This is a genomic window from Cereibacter sediminicola (genome assembly GCF_007668225.1).
Lineage (GTDB): Bacteria > Pseudomonadota > Alphaproteobacteria > Rhodobacterales > Rhodobacteraceae > Cereibacter_A > Cereibacter_A azotoformans.
In genome coordinates this window covers 1-805 of sequence record NZ_VDEK01000117.1, presented here as the reverse complement: position 1 = coordinate 805, position 805 = coordinate 1, and the positions used below count along the sequence as shown (strand labels likewise).

The window sequence follows — 805 nt, the reverse complement described above, 5'->3', positions numbered from 1 at the left end:
ACCTGAGCCTCCATGGTTATGCCCAAGTGTCCGGTCGAAACGGGGGCCAGTTCAGACCCTCGCGAACCGTCCTCGCTGCGCCAAGCCCAAGTGGCAGCTATCAGGAGCGCTGCGTCGCGGTATCGTAGCGCGCTTACTGTCCGCAAAGGGCCGAGGCTGTGTCGAAACCCTTGTTTGTGGTAGGATTTCTGCAGAGCGGGGGGCGGCATGGTCGGTTTCATCGAGGGTGTGCAGCGCGGCCAGACGGTGCTGTTTCCGGATCGGCTCGAGGATTGGATCAGCGAGGACGCTCTCGTCCGCGTCGTGGATCTTTTCGTGGAGGAGCTCGACCTTCCTGACATCGGTTTCGTCCGTGCCTCCCCGGCGAAGACCGGACGACATGGCTATCATCCGTCGGTTCTGCTCAAGCTGTTCATCTACGGTTACCTGAACCGGATCCCGTCCAGCCGCCGACTGGAGCGGGAAGCCGGCCGGAATGTCGAGGTGATGTGGCTGACCGGAAAGCTGGTCCCGGATCACAAGACCATTGCCGAGTTTCGGCGCGCGAACGGCAGAGCCATTCGCAAGGTCTGCGCCCGCTTCGTCGAACTGTGCCGCCGGATCGGCGTGCTGAAGGGTGAGTGCGTTGCCATCGACGGCAGCAAGTTCAAGGCGGTCAACAACCGTGACAAGAACTTCACCAAAAATAAGATCGCCAGCCGGTTGGCCCATCTCGAGGCCGATGTCGAACGCTACATCTCCGAGATGGTCCGTAAGGCTCCGCCGAGGGCCGCCTGCCGGGGCCTGGTTTCATGACTTACGTCAT

Annotated in this window: 1 pseudogene; it reads left to right on the top strand. The window is 61.6% G+C overall.

Annotated elements, in window-relative coordinates:
- Nucleotides 1-207: 207 nt before the first annotated feature.
- Nucleotides 208-753, top strand: a pseudogene (locus tag FG154_RS20600) (transposase); the annotation flags it as partial.
- Nucleotides 754-805 lie beyond the last annotated feature (52 nt).